This is a genomic window from Idiomarina sp., assembly GCF_048265525.1.
Classification (GTDB): Bacteria; Pseudomonadota; Gammaproteobacteria; order Enterobacterales; family Alteromonadaceae; genus Idiomarina.
Window position 1 is genome coordinate 956,352 of sequence record NZ_JBLXBI010000001.1, and the last position, 22,055, is coordinate 978,406.

Consider the following 22,055-nt stretch of genomic DNA (forward strand, 5'->3'; position numbering starts at 1 on the left):
AGAATAAAATTGATCTAACGATATAAAAAATACTATTTTTAATTACAGGTAATATATTTATAGTATTAAAAATATGATGCTCAAATGAATCTTCGCGAGGACGAGAATGGCGATAGGTACCAGAACACGGATCACTTTACGTGCAATGGAGCAATTTATTGCAGTAGCAGAAGAATTACACTTTCACCGTGCCGCAGAACGACTGAACATGTCGCAGCCTCCTCTTACCAGTGCTATACGCAAGCTGGAGGATGATATTGGTGTTACATTGATTGAGCGTGGGAAACGCGTACTTGGATTAACTCCTGCGGGAAAGAACTTTATTGATGAAGCACGTAAAACTCTTAGACAAGCAGAACAAGTCGTCACGACCACACAAGACGCAGCTGCCGGACGAACGGGTTTAGTGCGCCTGGGTTATGTGGGAAGCTCACTTTATGGGAGATTACCTGATGTCATTCGTGATTTTCGGGAGAGTCATCCGGACGTACGTCTTGAGCTGAAAGAGGCAACTACCGCAGCGCAGGTCGCAGCACTACGCAATAACGCATTGGATGTTGGCATTTTGATTCCACCTCTTGTGAATGCTGAAGATATTGAACAAATACCCTTTGATCATGATCGCTTGTGCTTAGCTATTCCGAAAGGGCATCCCCTCAATAAACGGTCAAATTTGACACTGACTGACCTTTCAGAAGAGCCATTCATATTATGGCCAATGGTTGAGGGGCGCGGCTTTCATTTACAGGTTATTCGACTATGTGCAAACGTTGGTTTTGTGCCGACGGTTACTCAGGAGGCTCACGGGATGCACGCGGTACTGTCGTTAGTTTCTGTTGGAGCAGGAGTATCCGTTGTCCCTCAAAGTATGAGTGGCTTTCGAGGAGACCAGATAAGCTATCATCCATTAACGGGTTCTGAGCCCGAATTCGATTTGGTCCTGAGTCACCGCCACCTATCGCCATCAGCAAAGGCATTCGTCCGCTCTATTGGAGAACAATGACCTGAATACTCTTACTAAAATCGTCCCTTAAAACCATCGCTTAGGATAATCATGCCCTGAAATTAGTCGGTGATATATGACTCCGAAAACGACAATCAGAACGGTTCCCGCTGTGACTGGCATAAACAAAAAATCCCATTGCTCGCCAGCTAGCATGACAACAAGCGGGTTAGCTCCCGCGGGTGGGTGAGTAGTGTCGGTCAGCAGCATCAAACCTACCGCCAGGCCTACTGCCAACCCCAGAGACCAGGGACTAACACTTATGACAGAAGCAACAGACAAACCAATTGCCGTAGTTAATACATGCCCCATGACGATGTTGCGGGGCTGCGCCAGAGGGCTTTCTGGTAACCCAAACAGGATGACCATGGTGGCTCCAAAAGGTGCCATTAACCACACAAAAGACTCAACAGTTGTGCTCAGGCCGCTTAAGACGGTAATACACAACATAGCCCCCAAACCCGCTATTAATGCAACAGAAAACCGAGATGCAGTAAGACGTTTATACATAAGTAAAACCCTAAGTAGACAGATTGGTCTACATAGAATAGACAGGTCTGTCTACTTGTGTCAAGATAAGGGTATGTGATGAAACAAGGTGTAAACATGGACAAGCAGGAATTGTTAATTCGTACAGCCTTTAAACTGTTTTATACTAGGGGTATCCACGCCGTGGGAGTGAATCTCGTGTTAGCGGAATCTGGTGTGGCCAAAAAAACGCTCTATCATCATTTCCCCAGTAAGGATGACTTAGTTGAAGCAACCGTCAGGTATCGTGACCGCTGTTACCGGGACTGGCTTATATCGAGGCTGGAGCATGTGCCTGCGGGCAAGGACGCTTTATTAGAACTTTTTAATGCCCTGGATGATTGGTTTCACGACCGCGTACCGGATATCGACCACTTCCATGGCTGCTTCTTCGTCAACGCCAGTGCTGAGTTTGGAGATCAAACAAGCGCAATTCACAGAGCTTGTGCTGAACATAAGGCCTGCGTTACGACATTAATTCGCAAACACGTGAATCGGTTGTCTCTTTCGGAAAAGAAAGCTGAAGAGATCACGCAGTTAATTGTTCTATTAAAGGAAGGAGCTATCTCTCTGGCGTACGTTCAGGGCAACCTTAATGCGGCTAAGGAAGCCCGGAAAATAGTGGAAGATACTTTGGGAAATTAAAGCGTTATGCCTAAATCAGAACCAGCGCTCTCACTCTTCAACGATGAGTCCGGAGCTGAAATACTAAGTTCCGAGGCAAGACATTCTGCCCGGTCTTTTGCATTGGCTACCGACATACGGTGTCTATCGTCACCAAACTCTTGGTATTCAGAGGCTATTTCATACATTGTGTCCACGCCTAAATATTTGCTCAGTGTTCGTAGGTGTGGTGTCAGGTGGCCAGAGTCTTCTCTTACTCCCCCCTTTTCAAAACCAAACTCACCGCTGGAAGTCACTGTTATCAATGTCTTACCTGAAAGTATAGGCTGCAAGGGGAAATCCCCTCGTGAAAGATCAAAATCGAAGGTTTTGTTTATCCGCACAATTTGATCAAACCAAGCTTTTAGCTGAGCCGGCATTCCGTAGTTATACATGGGTGATGAAATCACGATAACGTCGGCTGCTGACACTTCATCTATCAGTTTATCTGATAACGCCAGTCTCTCTTTCTGCTCTGAAGTCCTTTTCTCATCGGGAGTAAACACTGCGCCAATCCAATCCTGAGTAATAAAATCAGGCGGGTTCACTCCAACGTCACGATAAATATACTCATCTTTAGGCCGATGCTGTTTCCATGTCTCAATAAATCGCAGAGCGATGTTCTTCGATATCGAATTGTGGTCTGGATTCGTGTTGCTTACGGCTCTCACGCTTGAATCTATATGTAATAACGTGCTCATGTTCATTACCTTAGTTGCTGAATAACAGGAGCTATTTTGTGAGTCTGAGCAGAGTAAGACAAACGAGAAAAATACATTTATAGATGAGCATAACTCATCTAAACTATTCGATAAATTGGTTGCCGACCGAGGATAACAATGCAGGTATCGCTACAAGCACTTAAGGCCTTCGAGGCGGCTGCGCGCCGGGGAAGTTTCAAGTTGGCTGCAGAAGAGCTTTCGCTGACACCAACAGCCATCTCTCACCACATTAGCAACCTGGAAGGTCGGTTAAATGTAAACTTGTTTCACCGACAAGGAAGACGAATAGCGTTAACTGGGGCTGGTAGAAGGTTAGCTGAAGCGACCTCAGACGGATTCCGGAAAATTGAAAGTTCTCTGGAAGAGCTGCTAACCGCCGGCAATACAGTTAGAGTGACAACAACATCATCATTAGCTGCTATGGTTCTTATTCCTTCGCAGAAGGAATTTGAGCAAATCAACCCTGGTATTTCTGTCGAAATATCTACCGGTGAATCGGTCGACAATCAGTCCTACATTATTCCGATTCGTTTTGGTGACGCTACAGGCGTTGAGCCTTCAGATGTCATTAAATCCGAATCCTTCAATGTTTTCGGTGCTTCTGGAATGAAGCCCCCTTCCTGGTCAAATGAGCCCATTACCCTTTTTACCACTGAATGGAAAAATAAAGCGTTACCAGATGCGTCATTAGAGGCTTGGTTAGCAGTGAATGGACTGGAAGGGTCGAACATTAAACTCGAAATATTTGACCAGGAACTGTTCGGGATCCAGCAGGCTATGTCAGAAAAGGGACTGGTATTCTGCTCTACCACACTTACAAAACGGTTGCTAAACGCTAACCTTCTCCAGCAATTTGGAACCCAGCCGGTAAAATCTGATTTGTGCTATTACATACCAAATAAGTGCAGCTTTGAGACCAGGAGTGCAGCCCGATATCTAAATTGGGTCGAGGAGCTGTTGAATCGATAAGTAGTTTTGTAGCAAGGATGCTAATACGAACTCAACCCTATACTGATTTATTCAGTTCAATTTCCATCGGCTGATAAATCAAGCCCGCAGACTCTGCGGTAGAACCTTTGCACTTGAAACCGTATTTTTCATAAGCGGGAACGGAGGATAAAGAAGCACTTACGGTGACAATAGGGTTTCTCGCACATTCCAGAGCGGCTGACAGCAGCTTTCTGCCAACGCCTTTCTTCTGGGAGTCAGGGCTTACGAATAACATGGCTACGTGACGCCCTTCCATGAGCTCTATGACACCGACAATTTTACGGTCTACCTCGGCAACAAGCATCAAGTTATCGCCCTGCATTCGCTCACAGAATGAATCAGCCGCAGCAATTTTTGAAAAGGTTGAAACACCATTTTCAGACAAAGTCGCAGCTACAGATTGAATAAACGACGCCAGACAAATTGTGCTTACGGCCTCAAGATCCTTCTCTTCCATTTTCCTGACAATCACCAGTACCTCCATAGAATTTAATATTTATTCCGAGCTAGTAAAAGCCGCTCGGGAGAGCGGCTTGCTTCTCTTAAGAAATTAGTGGAGCTGACGAGAACTTCAGAACTTCGCTTACGCAGGTCAAGTAATCCTTTAAATTGATTTAAGACTGACCCGAAAGATCTCCGAATATATATCATTTCTAATAACGATAAGTCTCTGATCGTGGAACGTCTAGCATAACTAAGGTAACATCAGAATTGTTCTCTTCATTTTGACTTGACTAGGTTTACGGATTGTCCTAAATCAAAAGGAATTAATATGAAATATAAGTTATGTCTATTTTGGGTCGCGCTCTTAGTTACTCTTTCCTTCACCACACAAGCAGAAGGCGGCTCTAACGAAAAAAACGCGATGGAATATCTTAAATCAACGCCAGCTTCCAAATTTGAATTAGGCAAGCTCTCAATGGAAATAGGCTCATTAGTTCTAACTCAGCAGTACAATGAACAAAAAGTACAAGGAACTGACTTTGAAGTTAAACGCTTTTCCGTTAAAGAAGAGCCCGATAACCTCTTTATGGTGATACATCTTGAAGGAAAAGCAAAGGACATGAATGATGAGCAGTGCAATGCATTCCTGAATATCTTTACGGATATGGAGCCTTTCAACGACTTACCAAAAAATCTTTGGCCAGAGCTATCTGAAAGTCAACACGATGAACTAAGTCATTTAGTAAGGTTTGCTGTTGAACTTGTGTCGCGCGAGAATGAATCTTTTACATTGTCGTGTAATTGATCGGCTGATGGACAACATCAACAGAGCTTTTTAAAAAGTTTACCCTAGCAAGAGCCAAGAACTAATTAAAGCTCCTTTCCAGGGCTATCGTCAGCTTGAAAATCAAGCATCATCATTAGGTAAATTAGTCTCGACTTGATCTGATACATCTGCTGGAAAAAAATAGTCAGCAGACTCTGAAGCACGGTACATAACTATGAGCCTGACGTGAACGTCAGGCTACAGGCATATAAAAAGCCGCTCGAGTGAGCGGCTTTTTATATGGAATTGGTGGAGCTGGCGGGAGTTGAACCCGCGTCCGCAATACCTACATCCTCGGTCCTACATGCTTAGTCAGTCTTTTAGTTAATCAGTGTGACGCCGACTGACAGGCTTCACAACTGACGAGTCCGATTGGTTTTAACGCTTCAGCTCCGGACAAAGCCTCCACGCGAGTCTACATTAGTTTGAGCCATCCTGGTCCGGTCTCGCAGACAAAGCGCCGGGGGATGGGCTTAGCGGGTTATTAAGCCGCTAGAGCGTAGTTGTCGTCGTTTGCAACTATTAGGTTGAGGCTTTTTACGAGGCCTGCCTCACCTCGGCATGCACCTTGGGTTTCGTGTATCCCGTCGAATCCAGATCAGCCCCAAAGCTATTACTTACGTAACTTGTGTACTATAACTCAGACACCGCTTAAGTGCTATAAGTTCCGCACTCAAGCGGTTATTTATTGGACGTTAAGTCAGGTATTAGGCCGCCATATACAAGACTTTTTCAACCAGCTTACTAATGCCCTCTTCGGCATCCGGCAGGTTTTCAGCCAGCATATAGGCCGGTGTGGTCACTAACTGGTGCTTGTCATCAACAACAATATCTCGAACACCGCAGTTCACGTGCTCGCCGCCCATTTTATTAATAGCACTGGCAACTTCGCCGTCGTTACCAATAGTCACTTTCACACCCTTTCCGTAAATATGTGGCAACAAGACAGGGGAAATACACATGTAGCCTGCTGGTTTCTTCGCCTCAACAAAGGCTTTACCAACTTTCAACACCTGGTCGTTTACCGTCATATCAGCACCTTTAACGGCAAAATCGCAGAAGTTTTTGGCAACACCAAAACCGCCCGGCAATATTAACGCGTCAAACTCAGACGAATCTAAGTCGGTTAAGGGTTTAACCTCACCGCGAGTGATACGTGCAGCTTCTTCCAGCACATTGCGCTTATCACCGCTTTCTTCACCCTTAAGGTGGTTAATGGTGTGCATTTGCTCAATGTCCGGTGCAAAGCATTCGTAGCTGGCACCCTGCTTTGCTATGTGCAATAGGGTTAATACAGCTTCGTTCACTTCGGCTCCATCAAAAACACCGGAGCCGGATAAAATAACTGCTACTTTTTTCATAGTCGAAACCTCCTGTCCGCTACTTAAAATTCGCTTTAATCCAGTTCAATGTGCGCATCGTTTTCATCGCGCCACTTCCACTCATTTTCAAGTGTAGCTGTTGGTTGCAGCATGGCAAAATCTAGCTGACGTATTGGCTCGGAAGACTTAATGCGAATAGGAAAGTCCGGATTCGCTAACGACGTTTTCGCCATAGCGAGCAAAGCATTAGGATAATGCCCCGCGACATGCTCATAGTTTTTCTCGCTAATACCGCCATTTACAATTAACGGAATGTCCGAAAACTCCTGCACAATGTCGCCCAATGACTTATTACTGCCACCTTTAAATGGCTTACGCATTACGTCCGTATCTGTTGTGTGAATGTAATCCACACCGGCTTTCTCCATGGCCTTCACCACTTTTATCATGGCGTCCTCGCCTTCCGGCCACTGATAATCAGAGTCAGTCACGGTAATTTGGCTTAAACGCACACCTACAATGAAGTCATCGCCTGCAGCGGATTTCGCAGCCTTAACCACTAATTCCAGAAAATGCATGCGTTTTGCCATGTTTCCGCCCCACTGGTCAGGACGCTGGTTAAAATAATCGCTCAAGAATTCATTCAGCAAGTACCCGTTAGCCGCATGCAGCTCAACCCCGTCAAAACCAGCCTCTTTAGCCCGGTTCACGGCACCAACAAAACCATTCATAACGGCATCAAAATCCGTTTCATCCATGGCTTTCACTTCAGGCCAGCCGTCGGTTTTGCCATACAAATCCAACGGTTCACCTTTAGGCTTTACTTCGCTGGGCGCAATGGGTGTATCGGTGTATTCATTGTGCTGCAACTGAGCGCCCGCATGCATCAGCTGCATAATGAACTTGCAGTCATGTTTGTGTACTCGTTCGACAATTTCTTTCCAGGCGTCGGTTTGTGGTGCGTCGGTAATACCCGGTTGATTCTCATACCCTTGGCTTGCCTGCCGATCTGTGTATACGCCTTCGCTGATGATCATGCTCCAGCCGCCTTTCGCGAAACGCTCGTAATACTCGCCCATTAACTCCGTTGGCTTGCCTTTCTTGTCGGCACTGGTTCGTGTCATGGGAGCCACAACAAAACGGTTTTCAAGCTTGTGGTCTTTTAATTCAAAATCATCAAATGCTGAACTCATACGGAATTCCTTTTTCATCCAATACTGTTATATGACTTTGAGCATAATTACGCAGAATTCAAGGGGAATTGATCACTTTGTTGTTAAATCAGCTGAAAGTACAACCGCTGCTTTTTGCTTACGACCACCGTAGCCAAAGGCTTTGCTGAAGGTACTTATAGGCACCGGTAAATATTGACGTTCCGTAGGAGATTCCCAGGGCAAGGTGTCGTAATCGGGGTCGTTTATATAAATGAAGTCATCGTCCGCTGCGCAAATTAAGACCCAATGCGGTGCCCGAATACCATCAAACTGATAAGTAGAAATAAGCACCATAACCAGACAGCCCTGGCTTAAATCTTCTTTTATTAAGGTTACGTCGTAGTCGCGCACAACAATGGGAACACCATGTTTTTCCAAGTAAGTCATATCGGCCTGCTGTATGCGTTGCATTACTGTCTTTTTCTGCTCCTGACGAACCGAATCCACAAATAATGGCTGGTCGGTATTTACTTCCACCCGAACTTTCAGGCCACGCTGAAACGCCGCCCGCGCCAGCCCATGAGGGCCACAGCCGCCGTGCCCGGAGGTCATATAAATGGTCGTCGCCTGACGCCAAATTTCCAGCTCTTCGGCTTGCGGGTCGCTACTGGGCCGGCCGAAATAGTCCATAGCCATTAGCAGGCTAGCCGGACCGCAGGTAAATTCCGTCGACTGGGTCAACATAGGAACGTATTCTTCGGTTGCTCCCACGCCCGCATCTTCGCCCATTTCGTAACGAGGCAACAGTTTTTGCAGAACCAGAGCATCTGTCGATTGCGATGCAGAAGGCGGGAAATAGGCTTCGCGCAGCTCTATTGCACGGAAGCCTTCGCTGTTCATCAGCTGTTGCCCTACGGTATTAGAGGTTGCTACCTCGGTACGTAAAAACAGGGAGTGTCGTTCATCGGCCAAGTCTTCTGCAGTTTGCAACAAACGGCGACCATAGCCATTACTACGATGTTCCTTTTCGACAACCAAAGCATAGAGTCGAGCCAGATTTGTATTATTTCGGTACAGGACAACGGTATACCCAATGACCTTTTCGTTCAGCAGTAACACCTGAAAATCGGCGCTAGGCGACTCAATAAACCGCCGAAAACTGCGCTTACTGATCGCATCTTCGGGGAAAGTGACAGCTTCTAGCGCCGTTACGGCGTCTAAATGCTCATTACGTGCCGGTTGAATACTGGCCATAAAATAAACCCCTTAATTTTACGCAGATTTTACGCCTAAAGACGCTTTCGGTATAGAGATTTTACGCCCTGCAGAATTACTCTTAGTAATAGAAAAAGTCGGCTCTTCGCATGAGGTAACAGTGAATCTAAAAGCAACGTTGCGCCTATTAACCTGGCCTATGATCTGGATTGCCTCAATTCAGTGTTTTTTTGGTTTGCTATCGGTTTTTGTCTTTAGAGACAAAACCTTTACCGATTTTATTTACCCCTCTCTATTATGCCTTATTCTGGCGTTCTTTCTTTTTATCCGCACTAACCGCGGTGAGCAAAAGAAAATCTTTTTCCGCGAAGCCCTGGCATTCGCTTCTTTTACCTGGATTTTAATGGGCGTTCTGGGAGCATTACCTATTATGTCCGTTACCGGGGTCAGCTTCACCGACGCGGTATTTGAATCGGTCAGCGCTATGACCACCACCGGTGCCACCATTCTTACTGGCCTTGATGAAATGCCCAAAAGCTTTTTACTGTACCGCCAGTTTCTGCAATGGATGGGCGGGCTTGGTATCGTTATTTTTGTGGTCGCCATTCTTCCTATGCTGAATGTGGGTGGTATGCGCCTGCTTAAAGCGGAAACTCCGGGCCCTATTAAAAATGAAAAGTTAGCGCCGCGTGTCGCCAGTACCAGCCGTTACCTCTGGTTAGTTTATCTGTGCCTGACAATAGGCTGTGCTGGCAGTTACTGGCTGGCCGGAATGTCTCCTTTCGACGCCATAGCTCATAGTCTGACGACCGTATCAACCGGCGGGTTTTCGCCCTACGACGCCAGCATGGGCCACTTTCAGCAACCCATTATTCTGATGGTGGCCGATGTGTTTATGATTTTGGGGGCTATCAGTTTTGCCCTGCACCATAAACTATTTACAACCAGAGCCATAAGTGGCTACTGGCAGGACGAAGAGACCCGCTGGTTCTTAATTGCGCTGGCGGTTTTCAGCGTTATTCTGACTGTTCTGGCATTTAACGCTCAAACTCATCATTCCTTCGGGGAGTCTCTGAATCAGGCGGTTTTTCATGTCGTTTCCTTTATGACCAGTACCGGTTACGGCGCCGATGACCTTTCGGCGTGGCCTGCGGCTACCGCTGGCTTTTTAGTGGCAGCCAGTTACCTGGGCGGCTGCGCCGGCTCTACGGCCGGAGGCAACAAATTTATCCGTAATGTCATTACCTTACGCATTCTGAAACATCAAATGCTGCAGGCCATACATCCCCGTGCCATTATGAAAGTGGTGTATCAGGGAAAAGCGGTGACTAACGACGTTATTCAGGCGGTAATGAGCTTTATGCTAATGGTCGCAATTAGCTCAATGGTACTTACCCTCATACTGATGCTGACCGGACTGGACTTTTTCTCTGCATTTACCGCCGTTTCGGCGTGTTTGAACGTACTTGGCCCGGGCTTTGGCGAAGTTTCCAGTAACTTTATTCCGGTATCAGACACCGGCACCTGGGTACTGACATTAGCAATGATTTTAGGACGCCTTGAATACTTTACTTTGCTAACATTGTTACTTCCTCAATTCTGGCGAGACTAGCACATGAGATTAGAACATGAGTAAACAGCCCTGGTTAGGTTACCTGGTCTCCGTTGCCGTCACCGGCACGGCAGTGGGTATTGCTTACCTGCTCGATCACTGGTTATTGCCCACCTCCGGCACGGTACTCATTCTTCAACTGGCGGTGTTGCTTATTGCGTTTTTAACCAATTTTCGCGCGGCACTACTTGCTGTTGTTCTGGCCTTGCTGTTGTTTAATTTTTTATTTACAGAGCCACGCTATTCGCTGCACATGACCGACATAGACGAAATGGTTACTGCAATTGTATTTATTGCCGTGGGCGTTATTACCAGCCACTTAGCCACCTCGTTCAGAAACCAGAAAGAAAGCTTACGTCAGGCTCAGTTGCGCTCAAACATTTTGCTTTCGGTTTCACACGACCTGAGAACCCCGCTTGCCAGCGTGATTGGTAATTTAAGTACCTTGCAGGCGTATCAGGAACGCTTGCCGGAGCAAGAACGGGCCGAGCTGTTACAGGGTGCGCTGGATGAAAGTGACCGCCTGCATCGTTATATCGAAAACCTTTTACAGGCAACCCGACTGCAGCACGGCGAAATTCGTCTAACTCATGCAGTGCAGGATATTCGTCCGGTTATCAGTAAAACTCTTTCGCGCTTTGCTTCACAAGAACGGTTACTGGTTAAAGATAATTTACAGCACGCTATGGTTGAAGTTCAGTCCTCGCTGCTGGAGCAGGCACTGTTTAATGTCATTGATAACGCTATGCGCTTTTCCGGCGAGACAGCGCCGGTTACTTTGTCACTGTCAGAAACCGACAAGTTCATTGTCATTGATATTAAAGATGAAGGCCCCGGCATAGAAACCAGTAAGCGCTCGCTTGTATTTAATGTTTTTTATTCGTCGCGCGAGAAAGACTCGGGCACCGGCGGAACCGGCCTGGGGCTGTCCGTTGCTAAAGGAATAATCGACATTCATAACGGCCACATAGGTATTGAAGAAAGCTCTGATGGCTGCCTTGTCCGAATTAAATTACCACGCGCCAACATCACAGAGGAAGTCTCATGAATGCACAAGCCCGCACCGACGGCCCCCGCATTTTAGTCATTGATGACGAACCACAGATACGACGCTTTATGCGCGCCTCACTCACCGCCGAAGGGTACACCTACCTGGAAGCAGCGACAGCCGAGCAAGGGATAAAGCAGATTACCAGCCAGAACCCGCATTTGGTTATTCTGGACTTAGGCCTGCCTGACGCTGACGGCTATCAGGTAATGCGACAGCTGCGCGAATGGAGTCAGGTGCCGGTACTGGTACTGACCGCACGTGACGACGAACTGCAGAAAGTTAAACTACTGGAAGGCGGCGCTAACGACTACTTGACCAAACCCTTTGGTATTCGGGAGCTTATGGCGCGTATTCATGTTTTACTGCGCGACCTCTCCGATCAACAACCCACAGCCGAAGCCCAGCTTCGTTTTGGTGAGTTACTCATCGACCGCGAGCAACACAAAGTGTTTCTGCAAAACGAGATGGTTACCTTGTCCCGTAAAGAATACGCCTTACTGGATTTCTTAGTCAGCCACCCGCAAAAACTCGTTACTCAGCAACAGTTGCTGGAGAAAATTTGGGGTCGAACGCACCAGGAAGACACTCACTATCTGCGTATTTTTGTCAGCCAGGTGCGTAAAAAGCTCAAAGATGATCCGGCACAGCCAAAGTATATAGAAACAGAACCCGGTGTTGGGTACCGGTTTATCGCAGATAAATCCTGACACAATAAGGAGCCGCTTAAGCTACCTTTTATGGCTTAAATCGTGTTAAACTTGCGCGCAAATTTTGCCAGTCGGGATTATTCTGTGAGCGATAAAAAACCTTCTCTAAGTTATAAAGACGCGGGCGTCGACATTGACGCTGGTAATGCATTGGTTGAACGTATTAAAGGCGTTACCAAGCGCACGCACCGGCCTGAAGTCATGGGGAACATTGGTGGGTTTGGCGCTCTGTGTGAAATTCCGGCTGGTTATAAACAACCGGTTTTGGTGTCCGGAACCGACGGTGTGGGTACCAAGCTCCGTTTAGCCATAGACCTTAAACGCCATCGTGGTGTGGGTATCGACTTAGTTGCTATGTGCGTCAACGACCTTATTGTACAAGGCGCTGAACCTCTGTTCTTCCTTGACTACTACGCAACGGGCAAGCTGGACGTTGACGTAGCAGCTGACGTGGTTGCCGGTATCGGCGACGGCTGTGAACAGTCGGGCTGTGCTCTTATTGGTGGCGAAACTGCAGAAATGCCGGGCATGTACGAAGGCGGCGATTATGACTTAGCCGGTTTCTGTACGGGTGTTGTTGAAAAATCTGAAATTATTGACGGCACCAAAGTTGCCGACGGCGACGCCTTAATTGCTCTGGCCTCCAGCGGCCCTCATTCAAATGGTTACTCGCTTATTCGCAAAATCATTGAAGTGAGCGGTGCGGATTTAGAGTCTCACCTGCAGGGTAAAACACTGGCTGATCATTTATTAGAACCTACCCGCATTTACGTTAAACCGGTTCTGGAGCTGATTAAACACGTACCTGTACATGCATTGTCACACATTACCGGTGGCGGCTTCTGGGAAAACATTCCACGCGTTTTACCGAAAGGCAGCAAAGCCGTTATTGACGGCAACAGCTGGGACTGGCCGGTTATTTTTGACTGGTTAAAAGAGAACGGCAATGTCAGCATGAAAGAAATGTACCGCACCTTTAACTGTGGTGTGGGTATGGTCATCGCTGTCCCTAACGAGCAAGCAGATAAAGCCATTCAAATTCTGACGGACGCAGGTGAAGACGCCTGGAAAATTGGCCGTATTGCCAACGCTGCTGAAGGTGAAGAGCAAGTCGACATTCTGGCCGACGAGACTCACTAATGAAGCGTATTGTTGTACTAATTTCAGGCACCGGTAGTAATATGCAGGCCATTCAACAGGCCTGCGAAGATGGAAAAGTAGCCGGTGAAGTGGTTGCGGTCATTTCCAATAAAGCCTCGGCTAAAGGCCTGGAAAAAGCTGCTGCTAAAGGCATTGATACCGAGGTATTGAGTCATAAAGAGTTTGACTCTCGCGAGGCTTATGACGCCGAACTGAAGTCGCTGATTGACAGTTACCAGCCCGATTTAGTGGTTCTGGCGGGTTTTATGCGAATTCTGACGGGTGACTTTACACGCCACTATGAAGGCCGCATGTTCAACATTCATCCTTCTCTTCTTCCTAAATATAAAGGTGTGAATACGCACCAGCGGGCATTAGACGCGGGCGATACCGAACACGGCGTGAGTGTACATTTTGTGACAGAAGAACTTGATGGTGGCCCGGTGGTATTGCAGGCTAAAGTACCTATTTTTGAGGGCGACACAGTGGAAGAAGTTCAGGCTCGCGTGCACGAGCAGGAACACCGTATTTATCCGCTGGTGGTTAACTGGTTCTGCCAGGAGCGTCTGAAGCTGCAAGGCGGCCGCGTAACCTTTGATGGCGAAGTTTTAGGCGCTCAAGGTTACGCAGCGGATTAATTTACATAGACAAGCTTTTCAGTGACATGGTCGCTTGCTCGTCACCTTCTTTAAACTGCTGCATTTTAACCATGACGTAGTTTAGCTCCGGCGCGAACCAGAAAAAGGTCTGGCGCCGGTTATTATCCCTTATACGCCCGACTTTTATTGCTTCAACCTCACCATAAGGCAACGACAATTTTTCTGTTGTCAGCACTTCAAAGCGATATTCGTCTTCTTGACCTTTTTCATCAACCACTCTGTACTTAAAGGTTTCAGCGCCACTGGCCAAATCCACACGTAACTGCTCAGTCACATTGGCTTCATCAAACAAAGCGTCTTCCCAGTTCACATCCAGCATGCGCCCGGTATCCACATTACGAACCTTTTTCTCATTCGCTTTGAATTCGCCATGAAAGGACTTATCCGATCCGGTGCCGGTTCTCATATAAATAAACTCACGAGGCTCCAGTCGGCTATTCTCTTCATCTACAATAAACACCGAACGAGCTTCACGGGTGTCCGACAAAATAAACCAGGAAATATCCGACTTTGTTCGCAGTTGCCATTCGTCCTCAGGCGACACTTCAAGGTAACGATAACCTTCACCATATTCGCTGTCGCCACGCGTTATCACATAGTCAGCCTGATACGGCTTCATTGATTGTTCGATGGGTTGCTCGGCGTTCTTCTGACTATCTGCGACAGCAGTACTCATTGCCAAACCACTTAATAATACGCTGGATACCAGCCAACTGACGGTCCTTTTCACTTTCACTTCTCCCCTTCTGTTCACTACTGGACGTTTATATTGACAACAAAATTCAAACGCCCGTTCAATTTTTCCTTGAAAATATACTCCGGTTGATCTAACTTGCACAGTATCACTGGTCAGACCTCCAAATCGGAGTATTACATTATGAGTATTGCACTTTGGATTGTCGCTACTGTTATAGTCGCGGCTGCATTAATCTACAAACGAGCCAGCCTGGCTATGTTCAGCGCTGGTCTTGTTATTATGTTCGCTATTGGCAGCGCAATCGACATTGTCGGTCCGGTACTTTGGGCTATTCTGGCAATTGTTCTGGTTCCGCTTAATATAGCGCCAATTCGTTTAAACCTGCTGACTAAGCCTATTCTTAGCGCATATCGCAAAGTAATGCCAGAAATGTCTGACACCGAGCGCGATGCACTGGAAGCCGGTACGGTCTGGTGGGACGGCGATTTATTCAGTGGTGACCCTGACTGGTCAAAACTTCATAAGGTACCTAAAGCCGAGTTAACGGCTGAAGAAAAAGCCTTTTTAGAAGGCCCATGTGAAGAAGTCTGCAAAATGCTGGACGACTGGGAAGTAACCCACGAATTAACGGACATGCCTGAGCACGTCTGGCAGTATCTGAAAGACGAGAAATTCTTCGCCATGATCATCAAGAAAGAATACGGTGGTCTGGAATTTTCTGCCTACGCACAGTCTCGTGTTTTACAGAAGCTTGCCGGTGTCAGCACCGTGCTGGCCTCAACCGTCGGCGTACCTAACTCATTAGGCCCGGGCGAGTTGTTGCAGCATTATGGTACGAAAGAGCAGCAGGACCATTACCTGCCACGCTTAGCCAGCGGTGACGAAATTCCCTGCTTTGCTTTAACCAGCCCTGAAGCCGGTTCTGACGCAGGTGCTATTCCTGACTCAGGTGTGGTTTGTAAAGGTGAATGGAACGGCGAAGAAATTGTCGGTATCAAACTGAATTTCAATAAGCGCTACATTACCTTAGCGCCAGTAGCTACTGTTTTAGGTCTGGCATTTAAAATGTACGACCCTGACAACCTTATTGGCGAAGAAGAAGAGCTGGGGATCACCTGTGCGCTTATTCCTCGTGACACCAAAGGTGTTGAAATTGGTCGCCGTCACTTCCCGCTGAACGTTCCATTCCAGAACGGCCCTATCCGCGGTAACGACGTATTCGTTCCTCTAGATTACATTATTGGTGGCCAGAAAAATGCCGGTAAAGGCTGGCGTATGCTGGTTGAATGTCTGTCAGTCGGCCGTTCAATCACTCTGCCGTCAAACAGCGCTGGTGGTATTAAATCCATTGCTCTGGCAACCGGTGCTTATTCACGCATCCGCCGTCAGTTCAAATTACCTATTGGTAAAATGGAAGGTGTTGAAGAGCCAATGGCTCGCATAGCCGGTAACGCTTACCTGATGGATGCGGTGACTATGTTATCCACCAAAGGTATTGATTTAGGCGAGAAGCCTTCAGTTATTGGTGCTATTGCCAAATACCACATGACCGAGAAGCTACGCGCCTGTATGGACGACGCTATGGACATTCATGGTGGTAAAGGTATCTGCTTAGGTCCGAATAACTACCTTGGCCGTGGTTACCAGGGGGTTCCGGTTGCCATTACAGTAGAAGGCGCCAACATTCTTACTCGTACTATGATGATTTACGGTCAGGGTGCTATCCGCTGCCATCCATTTGTTTTGAAAGAAATGGAAGCTTCGGCTGAAAAAGGCCCGGCTGCATTGAAGAAATTTGATAAAGCCGTATTTGGTCATATTGGCTTTGCCATCAGTAACTTTGTTCGTTCACTGTTCTATGGTTTTGGTGGTCACCGCCTGAGCTCTGTTCCGGCTAGCGACGAAACCCGTAAATACTACCAGCAGATGAACCGCTTTAGTGCCAACATGGCATTATTGTCAGACATTGCTATGGGTAAACTGGGTGGTAGTCTTAAACGTAAAGAGCGCGTTTCTGCGCGCTTAGGTGACATGCTCAGCTACCTGTACATCGGTTCTTGTGTGTTGAAACGTTATCATGATCAGGGTCGCATTAAAGAAGACTTGCCGTTAGTTCACTGGGCTATGCAGGACACTCTGCATAAGTTACAGGAAGCACAGCTGGAAATGCTGGCGAACTTTGGCGGTGTTGGTAGCTTCATGCGCGCCGTCATGTATCCGTTAGGCCGTATTGCTAAACGTCCTACAGATAAAAACGATCATGAAATTGCCCGTATGCTGATGTCACCAAACGACGTTCGTACACGTTTAGGCGAAGGCCAGTTCCTGAGCCCTGAAGGTCACTTTGGTTTCCTTGAAGAAACCCTGAAAAACGTGATTGCCTCAGAGCCACTGTACGACAAAGTTTGTAAAGCAGCCGGTAAACGCTTCAGCTTTACTCAATTAGACCAGCTAGCCGCTAAAGGTAAAGAGCTGGGCGTATTGAGTGACGACGAAGTGGCTCTGCTTGAGCGCACGGAAGTTGGTCGCCTGCGTACCATTAACGTTGATGACTTTGCTCCGGAAGATTTATTAGCCGGTCAGGCAGCATTCGATTATGCCCTGAAAAACCTTAAGAAAGATGAAGCTGCATAACAGCTGAAGGTTAACCTATAAACGGCGCCCCTGATTTCAGCGGCGCCGTTTTTTTATGCTAGAATCTTGCGCTGGTCTAAAACTTATAATAAAGGCGCGAGTTATGCAGTCTCCCAATAATGACTATAACGCTACCAGCAAACGAGGCTGGTTTACCCGTTTTCTCGATGGCGTTGAGTGGCTTGGTAACCTGTTACCCCACCCCATTACCCTATTCGCAGTTTTCTGCTTATTCATTATTTTCATTAGTGGCGTCGCTGCTTATTTTGGCGTCAGCGCAGTAGACCCAAGAGACGGTGAAACCGTTATCAAAGCTGTCAGCTTGCTTAATGCTGAGGGAATACAACGTATTGTCACTAATCTGGTCACCAACTTTACCGGCTTCACGCCTTTGGGTACTGTGTTGGTTGCTCTTTTAGGTGTCGGTGTTGCTGAGCGCTCAGGCTTAATTTCTGCGGCTATGCGCGGGCTGGTCATGAAAGCTCCGCCGCGCCTGGTAACCGTAACCATCGTCTTTGCCGGTGTTATTTCTAACACCGCAGCAGAACTGGGCTATGTTGTACTGGTACCACTTGCTGCCATGATTTTCTACGGCCTGGGGCGTCACCCGTTAGCCGGTTTATCGGCCGCTTTTGCCGGGGTTTCCGCAGGCTACAGTGCCAATCTGCTAATTGGTACAGTAGACCCCTTACTATCGGGTATTACTGAAGAAGCGGCCAAAATTATTGATCCGGCCTATACCGTTGGCGCGGAAGCCAACTGGTACTTTATGATGGTCAGCACCTTTCTGATTGCCATTATGGGCGCGTTTATAACCGACAAAATTGTCGAACCTAAACTCGGTAAATACAACAAAGACGAAGCCTCTATTGATTTGTCCGATCAATCCTCAATGGATCCTCTGAGCAAACGGGAAAAACGAGGATTAATTTACGCGGGGTTAAGCGTTCTGGTTCTGGCCGGTATTCTGGCATTAACCGTTGTACCTGAGTGGGGTATTTTACGTCACCCGGAAACCGGTGATGTTAAAGGTTCGCCATTCCTGAAAGGCGTGGTTGTTTATATCTTCTTCTTTTTCGCCATTCCCGGCTTTGTCTACGGCCGCACAGTCGAGACCATGCGAAACGACCGAGATGTTATAGATGCGATGTCGCACAGCATGAGCACTATGGGTATGTACATTGTGCTGGTATTTTTTGCGGCGCAATTCGTTAACTTCTTTAAATGGACAAATTTCGGGACTATTTTTGCCATTAATGGGGCGGAGTTTCTGACCAATATTGGCATGACCGGCCCTATCATTTTCCTGTTCTTCATTATGGTCTGCGGCTTTGTGAACCTGATGCTTGGCTCGGCTTCTGCACAGTGGGCTATTACCGCTCCTATTTTTGTGCCGATGCTGATGCTGGTTGGCTACTCGCCGGAAGTCATTCAGGCGGCGTACCGCATTGGTGACTCAGTCACTAACGTTATTACCCCAATGATGAGTTACTTTGGCTTAATATTGGCCGTTGCGGCCCGTTATAAGAAGGATTTAGGTATCGGCACTCTGGTTGCCATGATGTTGCCGTATTCCATGTTCTTCTTTGTTGGCTGGTCGGTGCTTTTCTTCCTTTGGGTCTTTGTCTTTGGATTCCCTGTAGGACCAGCCGCACCGACTTATTATAACTAAAAAGCTTATTCTGGCCGGCGCATTACGCGGTATGCAATTACCGCGAGTAAGCCGGCCACACCTATGACCCATGCCATGGCGTAATCAGTGAATGAGCCAGCCTGACTCACTCCGGCAGAAACCAAACCAGCAATTAAAAACTGTAAGCTACCGGTTACGGCAGACGCCGAACCTGCACGTTCTTTCTGTTCAGCCAAAGCCCCGGCCATAGCGTTCGGGAAAACCATGCCTAAAGTCGAAATATAGGCAAATAACGGCAGCAATATTCCCCAGAAGCCGGCATTAAAATACGCCATAACGCACATTACAATGGATACTACGGCCAATATCGGTAAAGAAACATTAAGGATCTTGCGTGAGGAGTGGTATTTCAGTAACCAGCCATTCAGCTGCGAAAAGCCAATAATACCAATAGCGTTTAATCCAAACAGCCAACTGTAGTGCATGGGCTCAAGACCAAAAACCTCAATAAACATTTTTGGCGAACCTGTGATGTAGGCAAACAACCCCGACTGAGCAATAGCACCCGTTAACGAGTAACGCAGGAATGAGGGATCTCGTAAAACCGCCCAGTAAGTGCTGCCGGTATTGCGCATACGCACGTCGTAACGGCGCCCGCGGGTTTCCGGCAAAACAAAGTGAATAGTCACAGCGGAGGCCACACCTAAACCGGCGACAATTAAGAACAGAGCACGCCATCCCATCCATTCGGTTACATAGGCACCAAACAGAGGCGCCAGAATAGGTGCAACTCCCATTACCAGTATCAGGAATGAAAACACACGAGCCGACGCTTGCGGTGTATACAAGTCACGCACCACAGCCCTTGCAATAACAATACCGGCACAGGCCCCTATAGCCTGCAGGAAGCGTAAAGCAATAAGCCACTGAATATCCGGCGCAAAAGCACAGCCAATGGATGTCACCACGTATATAGCTAAACCGATATACAACGGGTTCTTACGCCCAAATTTATCGGTCGCTGTACCATAGAGCAGCTGTCCAATAAAAAGACCGAAGAAAAATGCCGTCAGCGACAGTTCAACGTGATGTGTATCGGTCGCATAGTCCGACGCAATAGCGCTGAAAGCCGGGAGGTACATATCAATGGAAAGTGGCGCAAAGGCCGTCAATAACGCCAGAATAACAACTATAAAATCGAATCTGGCGTTATCGGAAACAGGGGCTGGCTCGAATGGTCGAGCCATTATTTATCTCCCACAGGAACATACGACTGCGTGGCAAATTCTTGCGGGCGCTTCAGAACCTCCTGCTCTCTGGCATAATCCACCAGCGACTGAGCATAGTCTATTCCCGTATTACGGGCACGTCCGCGCTCACTAACACGGTAAAAGGTGTCATAACCGTCCTGACCGCCTGCAATAAAGCTGTTTGTCACCATCACGTAGGTGGCTCTGGCGGTCATTGGCTGCCAACTGTTGCTGCCTTTATCCCACACTTGCAGGTTGGACACGCGGCTACCTTTTTCTTTAGTTAAATCCACCGAGTAACGAATACCGGCACCATAGGGGTAAGCTCGGGTTGAGCCGCCATCAGAAATGGAATAGGCCAGTGCTTCTTCCATTGCCTGTTTGAACTCAGAGCCGCTCAGTTCCAGCTTAACCAGAGTATTCGCAAAAGGCAGTACATTGAAAGCGTCACCCACGGTGAAGTCTCCCTGACTAATCCCAGAGCGGACACCACCACCATTTTGAATAGCAAAGTCAGCTTCCGGCACTGAGTTCAGGAAAGCTTCAGCAACCAGACGGTGAGCACCAGAACTCAGGATGTCAGCACAACCATCGCGTCTCGGCAGATCAATTTCCTGACTGCAAATTTGCTGTGGCACTTGCGCCAGCACTTCGGCAGAAAACTCTTCAACTTTGCCTTGATACTCTTGCAACATGCTTTGCAGCTCAGCGTCAGGTTCAACAAAGCTGAATACGTCACTGTCCTCCAGTGCGGTTTTAATCGGCTCGTAAGTCGTCACAATGCCGTCGCTGACCTGAATGTCGTCACTCAGAAGATAATGCGGACGCCCGCCGCACTCTGCAATTTTGTCACCTTCAAATACGGCCTGCATCTCGCCAACCACCAATGAATATTGATAAGCATGGCCAATACAAACTTTGTCGCCGTCAGCATTGGTCAGTTCGGTTGGATAAGACCCGTCAGATTCCATACCAAAATCACTGAAATCGCCTAACAACGTATGCGAATCACCGCCAATAACAATATCCACGCCCGGTAACTGTTGCACCAGTTCTTTGTCCCGCTCGTATTGAATGTGCGTCAGCAGCACTATTTTCTCAATACCCTGCTGTTGAACTTCCGCTATATACTTGCGCGCCGTTTCCAGCTCATCTAAAAACTCAGTAGTTTCGTCTGGTTGCGATGACTTTTTGGTTTTACTGGCAATGTCCAGACCAATAATGGCTATTTCTTCACCGCCACGCTCGACTATTGTGTACGGCTGAAACATTTGCCACTCGCGGTCAGGGGTCAGCGGCGACTGCCCGACTTTCGGCTTAATATTCGCTCCGAGCTTCACGGTAGGGCAACTTTCAGTTCCCAATTCCTGCAGGAACTCGGCCAGTCCGGCATCGCCGGTGTCAAACTCATGGTTACCAATAGTGAAGGCATCGAAACAAATGTTGTTCATCATGCGGGCGTCGGCTTCACTACCAAACAAGGTGAAATACAAGCTGCCTGTCAGAGCGTCACCAGCATGCAATGTCAGTACATTTTCGTTAGCCGCGCGTAGCTTTTTGATTTGCGCGCCAACACGAGGGAAACCGCCGGCTTCAGCTTGCCACTCCTGTTCACCCCACACTAAGGTCTGCCGCTTGGCGTCCAAATTAGAATGGTGGTCGTCAATGTGCAGCAACGTCAATCGAAACTCATTGCTTTCAGGCTCCTGCGGAGCTGATGCGCAACTGATTAATAATGCAGAAACAGTGACAGCAGCCACACCCCGAACTATGCGTTTTAGATTAAACTCGCCTGTTTTCACCAG

20 protein-coding genes and 1 other RNA gene are annotated in these 22,055 nt (G+C 47.6%); 11 read left to right on the forward strand and 10 right to left on the reverse strand.

The features are described 5' to 3' along the window. The first annotated feature begins 106 nt into the window (after positions 1-106). Positions 107-1,003: a LysR family transcriptional regulator gene (locus tag ACN0TF_RS04630; RefSeq protein ID WP_417440956.1), complete on the forward strand. Its 897-nt coding sequence runs from the start codon at positions 107-109 to the stop codon at positions 1,001-1,003. 27 nt (positions 1,004-1,030) lie between these two features. Here the strand turns inward: ACN0TF_RS04630 and ACN0TF_RS04635 are convergent, their stop codons facing one another. Beyond that, on the reverse strand, positions 1,031-1,513 hold the full coding sequence (locus ACN0TF_RS04635; protein ID WP_417440957.1) for an HPP family protein: 483 nt from the start codon (positions 1,511-1,513) through the stop codon (positions 1,031-1,033). Positions 1,514-1,591: 78 nt separating this feature from the next. Here ACN0TF_RS04635 and ACN0TF_RS04640 point away from each other — a divergent pair, with 78 nt between their 5' ends. Continuing rightward, complete coding sequence (locus ACN0TF_RS04640) at positions 1,592-2,176, forward strand: TetR/AcrR family transcriptional regulator (RefSeq protein WP_417440958.1); 585 nt, start codon at positions 1,592-1,594, stop codon at positions 2,174-2,176. On the opposite strand, the gene ACN0TF_RS04645 is transcribed toward ACN0TF_RS04640, so the two are convergent. Beyond that, on the reverse strand, positions 2,173-2,895 hold the full coding sequence (locus tag ACN0TF_RS04645; protein ID WP_417440959.1) for an FMN-dependent NADH-azoreductase: 723 nt from the start codon (positions 2,893-2,895) through the stop codon (positions 2,173-2,175). The genes ACN0TF_RS04640 and ACN0TF_RS04645 overlap by 4 nt on opposite strands. A 138-nt stretch (positions 2,896-3,033) precedes the next feature. Between ACN0TF_RS04645 and ACN0TF_RS04650 the strand changes: the two genes are divergently transcribed. Then, on the forward strand, positions 3,034-3,885 hold the full coding sequence (locus tag ACN0TF_RS04650; RefSeq protein ID WP_417440960.1) for a LysR family transcriptional regulator: 852 nt from the start codon (positions 3,034-3,036) through the stop codon (positions 3,883-3,885). 37 nt (positions 3,886-3,922) lie between these two features. Here the strand turns inward: ACN0TF_RS04650 and ACN0TF_RS04655 are convergent, their stop codons facing one another. Then, positions 3,923-4,378, reverse strand: a complete 456-nt coding sequence (locus ACN0TF_RS04655; protein WP_417440961.1) for a GNAT family N-acetyltransferase — start codon at positions 4,376-4,378, stop codon at positions 3,923-3,925. A 300-nt stretch (positions 4,379-4,678) separates the two neighbouring features. On the opposite strand from ACN0TF_RS04655, the gene ACN0TF_RS04660 reads away from it, so the two are divergent. Further along, on the forward strand, positions 4,679-5,155 hold the full coding sequence (locus ACN0TF_RS04660) for a hypothetical protein (protein ID WP_417440962.1): 477 nt from the start codon (positions 4,679-4,681) through the stop codon (positions 5,153-5,155). A 268-nt stretch (positions 5,156-5,423) separates the two neighbouring features. On the opposite strand, the gene ssrA is transcribed toward ACN0TF_RS04660, so the two are convergent. From ssrA to ACN0TF_RS04680, 4 genes are all read right to left on the reverse strand, one after another. Continuing rightward, positions 5,424-5,782: a transfer-messenger RNA gene (gene ssrA / locus ACN0TF_RS04665) on the reverse strand. 101 nt (positions 5,783-5,883) lie between these two features. Continuing rightward, the gene (gene elbB / locus ACN0TF_RS04670; protein ID WP_011234892.1) at positions 5,884-6,537 is read right to left on the reverse strand and encodes an isoprenoid biosynthesis glyoxalase ElbB; all 654 of its coding nucleotides are present in this window, start codon (positions 6,535-6,537) and stop codon (positions 5,884-5,886) included. Positions 6,538-6,572: 35 nt separating this feature from the next. Then, complete coding sequence (locus ACN0TF_RS04675; protein ID WP_417440963.1) at positions 6,573-7,691, reverse strand: NADH:flavin oxidoreductase; 1,119 nt, start codon at positions 7,689-7,691, stop codon at positions 6,573-6,575. A 72-nt stretch (positions 7,692-7,763) separates the two neighbouring features. After that, positions 7,764-8,906 (reverse strand): peptidase C39 family protein, encoded by a 1,143-nt coding sequence (locus ACN0TF_RS04680; protein WP_417440964.1) that lies wholly within the window; start codon positions 8,904-8,906, stop codon positions 7,764-7,766. Positions 8,907-9,027: 121 nt separating this feature from the next. Here ACN0TF_RS04680 and ACN0TF_RS04685 point away from each other — a divergent pair, with 121 nt between their 5' ends. The 5 genes from ACN0TF_RS04685 (at position 9,028) to purN (ending at position 14,015) form a co-directional block, all read left to right on the forward strand. Further along, the gene (locus ACN0TF_RS04685; protein ID WP_417440965.1) at positions 9,028-10,479 is read left to right on the forward strand and encodes a TrkH family potassium uptake protein; all 1,452 of its coding nucleotides are present in this window, start codon (positions 9,028-9,030) and stop codon (positions 10,477-10,479) included. Between the two features lie 16 nt (positions 10,480-10,495). After that, on the forward strand, positions 10,496-11,527 hold the full coding sequence (locus tag ACN0TF_RS04690; RefSeq protein WP_417440966.1) for a DUF4118 domain-containing protein: 1,032 nt from the start codon (positions 10,496-10,498) through the stop codon (positions 11,525-11,527). Continuing rightward, positions 11,524-12,237, forward strand: a complete 714-nt coding sequence (locus ACN0TF_RS04695; protein ID WP_417440967.1) for a response regulator — start codon at positions 11,524-11,526, stop codon at positions 12,235-12,237. Before ACN0TF_RS04690 ends, ACN0TF_RS04695 begins: the two co-directional genes overlap by 4 nt. A gap of 84 nt (positions 12,238-12,321) precedes the next feature. Next, a complete protein-coding gene (gene purM, locus ACN0TF_RS04700) occupies positions 12,322-13,377 on the forward strand; it encodes a phosphoribosylformylglycinamidine cyclo-ligase (protein ID WP_255801622.1) in 1,056 nt (351 codons plus the stop codon). Then, positions 13,377-14,015, forward strand: a complete 639-nt coding sequence (gene purN, locus ACN0TF_RS04705; protein WP_417440968.1) for a phosphoribosylglycinamide formyltransferase — start codon at positions 13,377-13,379, stop codon at positions 14,013-14,015. Before purM ends, purN begins: the two co-directional genes overlap by 1 nt. Before the next feature lies 1 nt (position 14,016). Here the strand turns inward: purN and ACN0TF_RS04710 are convergent, their stop codons facing one another. Further along, positions 14,017-14,766 (reverse strand): DUF3108 domain-containing protein, encoded by a 750-nt coding sequence (locus ACN0TF_RS04710; protein WP_417440969.1) that lies wholly within the window; start codon positions 14,764-14,766, stop codon positions 14,017-14,019. Positions 14,767-14,913: 147 nt separating this feature from the next. Between ACN0TF_RS04710 and fadE the strand changes: the two genes are divergently transcribed. After that, positions 14,914-17,367 carry an acyl-CoA dehydrogenase FadE gene (gene fadE, locus ACN0TF_RS04715; RefSeq protein ID WP_417440970.1) on the forward strand — a complete coding sequence of 818 codons (2,454 nt, stop codon included), beginning with the start codon at positions 14,914-14,916 and terminating at the stop codon, positions 17,365-17,367. 103 nt (positions 17,368-17,470) lie between these two features. After that, positions 17,471-19,039: an AbgT family transporter gene (locus ACN0TF_RS04720; protein ID WP_417440971.1), complete on the forward strand. Its 1,569-nt coding sequence runs from the start codon at positions 17,471-17,473 to the stop codon at positions 19,037-19,039. A gap of 5 nt (positions 19,040-19,044) precedes the next feature. Here the strand turns inward: ACN0TF_RS04720 and ACN0TF_RS04725 are convergent, their stop codons facing one another. Together ACN0TF_RS04725 and ACN0TF_RS04730 are read right to left on the reverse strand one after the other, a co-directional pair. Beyond that, positions 19,045-20,247, reverse strand: a complete 1,203-nt coding sequence (locus ACN0TF_RS04725; RefSeq protein ID WP_253620244.1) for a multidrug effflux MFS transporter — start codon at positions 20,245-20,247, stop codon at positions 19,045-19,047. Continuing rightward, positions 20,247-22,052, reverse strand: coding sequence for a bifunctional metallophosphatase/5'-nucleotidase (locus ACN0TF_RS04730; RefSeq protein WP_417440972.1), 1,806 nt, complete (start codon positions 22,050-22,052; stop codon positions 20,247-20,249). Before ACN0TF_RS04730 ends, ACN0TF_RS04725 begins: the two co-directional genes overlap by 1 nt. Positions 22,053-22,055: the final 3 nt, after the last annotated feature.